Annotated in this window: 7 protein-coding genes and 2 pseudogenes; 2 read left to right on the forward strand and 7 right to left on the reverse strand. The window is 59.9% G+C overall.

Annotation, left to right across the window (positions count from 1 at the left end):
- A pseudogene (locus ACMX3H_RS16130) lies at positions 1-303 on the forward strand (hypothetical protein); the annotation flags it as partial.
- Here the strand turns inward: ACMX3H_RS16130 and ACMX3H_RS16135 are convergent.
- From ACMX3H_RS16135 to pspA, 5 genes and pseudogenes are all read right to left on the reverse strand, one after another.
- Entirely contained in the window at positions 271-669 is a 399-nt protein-coding gene (locus tag ACMX3H_RS16135) for a hypothetical protein (RefSeq protein ID WP_415211550.1), read from the reverse strand. The pseudogene ACMX3H_RS16130 and the gene ACMX3H_RS16135 overlap by 33 nt on opposite strands.
- A pseudogene (locus tag ACMX3H_RS16140) lies at positions 666-2,065 on the reverse strand (YcjX family protein). Before ACMX3H_RS16140 ends, ACMX3H_RS16135 begins: the two are co-directional and overlap by 4 nt.
- 550 nt (positions 2,066-2,615) lie before the next feature.
- Entirely contained in the window at positions 2,616-2,972 is a 357-nt protein-coding gene (pspC, locus tag ACMX3H_RS16145) for an envelope stress response membrane protein PspC (protein WP_415211551.1), read from the reverse strand.
- Between the two features lies 1 nt (position 2,973).
- Positions 2,974-3,207, reverse strand: coding sequence for an envelope stress response membrane protein PspB (gene pspB, locus ACMX3H_RS16150; protein ID WP_308822632.1), 234 nt, complete (start codon positions 3,205-3,207; stop codon positions 2,974-2,976).
- A gap of 80 nt (positions 3,208-3,287) precedes the next feature.
- The gene (gene pspA / locus ACMX3H_RS16155; protein WP_415211552.1) at positions 3,288-3,950 is read right to left on the reverse strand and encodes a phage shock protein PspA; all 663 of its coding nucleotides are present in this window, start codon (positions 3,948-3,950) and stop codon (positions 3,288-3,290) included.
- A gap of 169 nt (positions 3,951-4,119) precedes the next feature.
- Here pspA and pspF point away from each other — a divergent pair, with 169 nt between their 5' ends.
- Positions 4,120-5,106, forward strand: coding sequence for a phage shock protein operon transcriptional activator (gene pspF, locus ACMX3H_RS16160; RefSeq protein WP_415211553.1), 987 nt, complete (start codon positions 4,120-4,122; stop codon positions 5,104-5,106).
- A 336-nt stretch (positions 5,107-5,442) separates the two neighbouring features.
- On the opposite strand, the gene ACMX3H_RS16165 is transcribed toward pspF, so the two are convergent.
- Together ACMX3H_RS16165 and ACMX3H_RS16170 are read right to left on the reverse strand one after the other, a co-directional pair.
- Positions 5,443-5,757: a hypothetical protein gene (locus ACMX3H_RS16165; RefSeq protein WP_415211554.1), complete on the reverse strand. Its 315-nt coding sequence runs from the start codon at positions 5,755-5,757 to the stop codon at positions 5,443-5,445.
- Positions 5,758-6,050: 293 nt separating this feature from the next.
- Positions 6,051-6,197: transposase domain-containing protein (locus ACMX3H_RS16170; protein ID WP_415211555.1), on the reverse strand; the 147-nt coding region annotated here is incomplete at its 5' end.

Here is a 6,197-nt window from a genome sequence, read left to right on the forward strand (position 1 = left end):
GTTTACCGCCGTTGCCCGGCATTGATTGGGGACAGGTTAGCCGATCTGACGGATAAGCAGCGCCAGATTGCCGATGCGCGGATGTTACTGGTGCAGCATATCATCACCATAGGGCAACAACCCCGTTATAGCTGTGCGCAGGCGATCCGCTTTATTGTCCAGCAGGCGAAAACAGGCCAGTTGCCCGAGAGCATCGCCCAGGCGGCAAGCCGCTGGCAAAACGCGCGCCCCTCGCCTAACGCATGGCTTTTCAGCAGGTCCGCCGCGTGGTCACGTAGCGTCACCCTTTCGCGCAGGCGATAAAGCCTGCGCCATTCGCCGCAGACCACGCCGAGGGCCGCCAGCACGATGATGCCGCCGGCTGTCAACGCACCCAGGCTGAACCACTGCTGCTGCTGCCAGACGTCCACGCCCAGCGCCGCCGCTGAGCGCTAACAGGCCTATACCCGCCACCACCACCATCCGCCGCCACAGTCTGCGTTTTGGCGTCAACGCGTGGGTGAGCAGCGCCTCCGGCTTGCCGTCGTCGTCTTCCGGTACCTCCGCCGGATGGGGCACAAACCCCTCGCTGTCGGCGTGAGTGAAGTGCCTGGCGGTGCGCAGGCGCGGCGCCTCAGGCTCGTTCATCAGCGAATCAAAATCAATACGCGGTCGGATAGGATCGGTCATCGTAATTTATCCCCCAGCAAAAACTCCATGACGGCATCCATACGAATATGCGGTAACGGGGCGTCGCTCTCACGTCCCTGCGGACGAAAGGCCTCGAACTGAAAATGCTGGTGTTGCCAAAATGCCGGTCCCGGCAAGCGTGCCGGCACTTCGCCCGGATAAAACGTGAGCGGCGCTCCGTCCTCCAGCCGATCTCCTTTAAGCGCCGGCAGGCTTTGTCCCTGATGCATCACCACACCATTGACCGTGGACTGAATCGCCGCCACGCCGGCGCAATCCATACTGATGCCCTCAAAAGCGGCATTTTGCCAGGCGTCTTTCACCAACTGCTGCAAGAGCGAGATCAAATTGGCGTGCTGATCGGCGGTCACATGATCCGCTTTGCTCGCGGCAAAATCAGCTTATCGATACAGGGGGAAAACAGGCGGCGATACAGGCTGCGCTTGCCGTAATGAAAACTGCGCATTATTGCGTCAGCGCCAAGCGCATGTCGTTGAAGGCATCGGGCCCCCAGTTAAGCGCCGCCAAACAATCCACCAGGCCGATTTTGCCGGTCGAAACCGCTGAAATGCTGTTTGTAGAAGCATTTTACTACCTGCTGGCAATAATAGCGATAGCGATCGCGCAACATCCCGATGTTGCTGCGTCTGTCCGCCCGCGCCAGCCGGCTCTCGTCGCCGTCGTCCAACCGCGGCCAGGGGAAAAATTGCAGCGCCGGAATGCCGGCCATGTCGCCTGGCAGCACAAACCGCCCCGGCTGGATGAAATGCAGCCCGGCTGCTTTGGCCTGCAATAAGTAGTCGGTATAGGGCTGGGCAATCGCCGCCAGCGCCCGTTCGTCCGCGGGCGCCAAGGGATCGAGCTCGGCGCCGCGCGAAAGCCAGGGCGCGGCCCACGTCGCCCGCTCCCAGTGCATGCAGACCCAGCATTTGCCGCGACCAGGTAAGATACTCTTGCTCCAGCATGGGCAAATCCAGCAGCCATTCTCCGGGGTAATCGACAATCTCCAGATACAGCGTGCCGGCCTCTTTGATGTGGCGCCATAACGCATCCCGCGCCCGGTAGAGCAGCGCCAGACGCATTTCGCTGACGCCGCGGGTCGGTACCGGCCAGGCGCGGGGGGCGAACCGCTTAGCGCCGCAATACCTTCATCGTAGGTAAAGCACGACAAACCCAGGTTCCGCTGCTGCACCCGCCGCACGCCCAGCAGCCGGCCTTCGCGGGCCACATTAAACAACGGCAGGCGTGCGCCATGATTAGCCATAAGCAGCTGATTGACGAGAGAAGTAATAAACGCGGTCTTACCGCTGCGGCTCATGCCGGTCACCGCCAGCCGCAGATGCCGGTCAAGCCCGCGATTCACCAGCGCATTAAGTTCGTTTTGCAGTCTTTTCATGGCGGTTTACCTTTGCTCTTCCCTGTTTCTTCACGTCACGGCGTGCGGCTATTGTAGCGGAAACAGCAACGCCGTCCGCATTTTTTGCCCGCCGTTGAGCGGGTGGAAGCCAGCGAAGCTGAGGCCAGACCCAACGCGCGCCCTTTCCCACCTAGCTCATTCGCCCCCCTCTTGGCAGGGAAACGCCGGCGTACACCGCCAACCTGTCCGCAATGTGTGCCGTCTGCCGCGAGGGCTCAGCCGCCTGCGCCAGGGGCTTCGATAAATAGTCGGGGGGAGGAATAGACGATGCGCACCTTAGGGGGCCGGCGCAAGCCGCGTCACCACGGTCGGCGGCGCTCGATGCTCAACGGCGGCGTAACGGCCTGCCCGAGGCGGCACCACGGCCGGCGTGATGTAACGCGCCAGATGACCGGCCGCCAGGGTCAATAGCGGCTGAAGCAACAATCCCAGCGCCAGCCGCAGCGGGCGATGCGGGCCAAAAGCCAGGCGCTTAGGGCGGCAGGGACTCGGCTTAACAACGCCAGCAAAAGAAAACGGACGAGCGCGATCATAGCTGACGGAACCGGTTACGCAGGCTAAAAGCCGGCGACGTGACATACCGTTCCACCCGACGTAACTGCTGTTCACTCTCTGACAACAGCGCATCTGTCCGATCCAACTGCTGGCCGGGCGCCAGGCCGTCTTGTCCGTGATAGGCCGACGGGGGTGCGGGCTCTAACCAGAACGCCAAAATCCCATACGCCAACAGCGTCAACATAAACAGGCCGAAAATCATCGACAGCACGACGATGACGCGCACCAGCCGCATCGGTACGGCGAAATAGTGGGCGATACCGGCGCAAACGCCGCGGATCATGCCCTCATCGGGGCGGCGATACAGCTTTTTGCTCAAATCAACCGTCATCTTATTCTTGCCTCCAATTAGGGTGTTCCGCGTCCAGAATATCTTCCAGCGCTTGGATACGGGCCTGCATGCGCTCGGCGTCGCGGGTAAGCTGCGCCAACCGCTGCGCATCTTGTTGGCCCAGGCGGCTTCCCTGTTGACGACGGCTGTTATAGTGCAGCCATAACCAGACAGGCGCGACGAATAAAATAAATATAGTCAGCGGTATGGTCAGCACGACTAACAGGGCATCCATGATTTCTCCTTATGTGGTCTTTGTAGCTCGAACGCCGCGGCGAAGCGCACAACGGCGCCTGCTGCCAAGCGGCGCGGCATTCAGCCTTGGTGCAACTTGTTTTTTAGCGCCGCCCACTGCTCGTTGATCTCATCGTCGGCCTTCAACTCGGCGAACTGCTGATCCAACGATTTTTGCTTGCCGAAACCGACGCTTTCCGCTTCCGCTTCCATTTGATCAATTCGGCGTTCAAATTGTTCAAAACGCGCCAGGGCCTGATCCAGTTTACCGCTGTCGAGCTGGCGCCGAACATCACGGGACGACGAGGCGGCCTGATGGCGAAGCGTCAGCGCCTGCTGGCGGGCACGGGTTTCGGCCAGTTTGTTTTCCAATTCTCCGATTTCGTGCTTCATCCGCACCAACGTCTCTTCGATAACCGCCACGTCCTGACGCAGTGCCGCCGCAAGTTTGACCAAACGTTGTTTTTCCATCAGCGCGGCGCGCGCCAGATCTTCTTTATCTTTTGACAGCGCCAGTTCCGCTTTGCTTTGCCACTCGGCCTGCTGATTATCAGCCTGTTCGATGTGGCGCAGCAGTTGTTTCTTTTCCGCCAGCGCCTGCGCGGAGGTCGTACGGACCTCAACCAGCGTATCCTCCATTTCCTGAATCATCAGGCGCACCAGTTTTTCCGGGTCTTCCGCCTTATCCAGCAGTCCATTGATGTTGGCGTTGACGATGTCGGTAAAGCGCGAAAAAATGCCCATAATTCACTTCCTCTTGATGTCGCAAATAAACGGTCCCGCACAGTAATACATTTTTCGTGCCAATGTTGCTTATCGAATTATCTCTTTGAAAATCAGCGTGTTTTAAATTTGACCCTTCACCCGCTTGGAGTATAGTGGTGATATACACTAACTGTTGGCGAAATTAACCATGTCTGAATTCCCTCATGACACCCTGCTTGGCCAGTCCAATGACTTTCTGGAAGTGCTCGAGCAGGTATCACGCTTAGCTAGGCTGCAAAAACCCGTGCTGGTCATGGGTGAACGCGGCACCGGTAAAGAGCTCATCGCCCGGCGGTTACACTATTTGTCGCCACGCTGGCAAGGTCCCCTTATCTCGCTTAACTGCGCCGCGCTTAATGAGAACTTGCTCGACTCGGAGCTTTTCGGCCATGAGGCCGGCGCGTTTACCGGCGCGCAAAAACGCCACCAGGGGCGGTTCGAGCGCGCCGACGGGGGTACCCTATTCCTGGATGAATTGGCTAACGCCCCCATGATGGTCCAGGAAAAGCTGCTGCGAGTGATTGAATATGGCGAGCTGGAGCGCGTAGGAGGCAGCCAGCCGCTACAGGTGGACGTCCGCTTGGTTTGTGCCACCAACGCCGACCTGCCGGCGCTGGCGCTGGCCGGCGATTTTCGGGCCGATTTGCTCGACAGGCTGACATTCGATGTGGTGGCCCTGCCGCCGCTGCGGGCGCGGCCGGACGATATTATGGTGATGGCCGAGCATTTCGCTATGCAAATGTGCCGCGAGTTGGGACAACCGCTGTTTCCGGGTTTCAGCGCCGAAGCACGGCAAAGCCTGCTCGGCTACGGTTGGCCGGGCAACGTGCGCGAGCTGAAAAATGTCGTGGAGCGGTCACTCTATCGCCATGACAGCAGCGACCGTCCCCTGAGCCAGATTATTATCAACCCGTTTGAGGCGGTGTGTCTGGCGCCGGTCTCGCCGCCAGCGTCCTCCCCGCCTTCGCTGCCGCTAGATTTGCGCGACTGGCTGCGAGAGCAGGAAAAACGATGGATTGAAGAGGCGCTGGCCCGCACGCATTATCAGCAACACCAGGCCGCCGACATGCTGGCCCTGAGCTATCATCAACTACGCGGCATGATGAAAAAACACTGCATCAAAGCCCGTCCCTGACCGCGGGGCGCTTTCAACCGACAGCGCCTTCGCCACATCATGTTGTTAACGCCTTATTTAACCGTTCGCTATTGCACCGGGCTGGCGCACTTCCTAAAATCCGCCAGGCTGAATTGATTTTTCTTCTCAAGCGCGGCGCGTCTGCCGCGAACAGGAACATTGGCGTTCAATAATACTGTCCAAGTTGGATGCCGGCAGCGCCAGCTGCCGCGGCGCCGATGATTGGTTTTGACCCAGGGAGGGGTAAATATGCCTGCATCGCTACAACACCATCGTACGACCACCAGTCTATTCCAGCATCACCAAAAGCGCACTGAGCCGCCGTTGCAGAAGGAATTACACCACCTGGCGCAGCGGCCCGGCGACGCCGAGAAATATTGGCGGGCCGTGGGTTATCTCAGTCTTATCGGCATTATCACCCAAATCGGCGCCGTCGCCGTGCTGCCCGACCGACCGCTGGCACATACCGGCGGCCGGGCCGTAGTGCGTCAACCGGCGGCGGGTGATTGCACCCGCGGTAATACCACTGTCGATGCCGCCGGCGCTTGCGCTTGGATGAAGAGCCGCATGACCGGCATGCGCGGTTTGACGGGTAAAGGGCTGTCGCCCGCCCGGGCGGTTGACCCGGGATTGAGTTATCAAACGAGCCAAGCGCTACGCGCTGCCGCCAACCCGGATCGAGAGCAGGATGCCCCCCTGGGGCCACAGCAGACGCGGCATAATGGGCCAAGGCAGGAGGCCCGCCACCGGCGGTGCCTTGCCGCCCACCGTGCGCGCAAGCAAAAGACAACGCCGGCGGTGGACGTCGCCGATAGATCGGCCATTGCACCAGCCAGGAACGCTAGTGCGGCGAGTCCCCACACAACCGCCGTCAAGCCAGCCCGTGCACCTGCCGCGAAAAGGCCCCACCAGCCGTAAGCGTACGCCCAGCGCCGTATTGACAGTTATTCAGCAGGGATGGTGAGGTTCCACGGCAGGAGCTCTTTGATTTTGTTGATGGGATGATCCGCGATAATCGCCAGCACATGGCACAGATAAGCTTCCGGCTCCACGCCGTTCAGTTTGCAACTGCCGATCAGCGTATACATCAG

It is taken from the genome of Sodalis sp. (in: enterobacteria), from assembly GCF_047607725.1.
Classification (GTDB): domain Bacteria; phylum Pseudomonadota; class Gammaproteobacteria; order Enterobacterales; family Enterobacteriaceae; genus JBLKSS01.

What these genes read in the sequence shown, in the direction of transcription:
- ACMX3H_RS16135 (WP_415211550.1), bottom strand. Translation starts at nt 669, where the DNA reads ATGACCGATCCTATCCGACCGCGTATTGATTTTGATTCGCTGATGAAC.
- pspC (WP_415211551.1), bottom strand. Translation starts at nt 2,972, where the DNA reads ATGACGGTTGATTTGAGCAAAAAGCTGTATCGCCGCCCCGATGAGGGC.
- pspB (WP_308822632.1), bottom strand. Translation starts at nt 3,207, where the DNA reads ATGGATGCCCTGTTAGTCGTGCTGACCATACCGCTGACTATATTTATT.
- pspA (WP_415211552.1), bottom strand. Translation starts at nt 3,950, where the DNA reads ATGGGCATTTTTTCGCGCTTTACCGACATCGTCAACGCCAACATCAAT.
- pspF (WP_415211553.1), top strand. Translation starts at nt 4,120, where the DNA reads ATGTCTGAATTCCCTCATGACACCCTGCTTGGCCAGTCCAATGACTTT.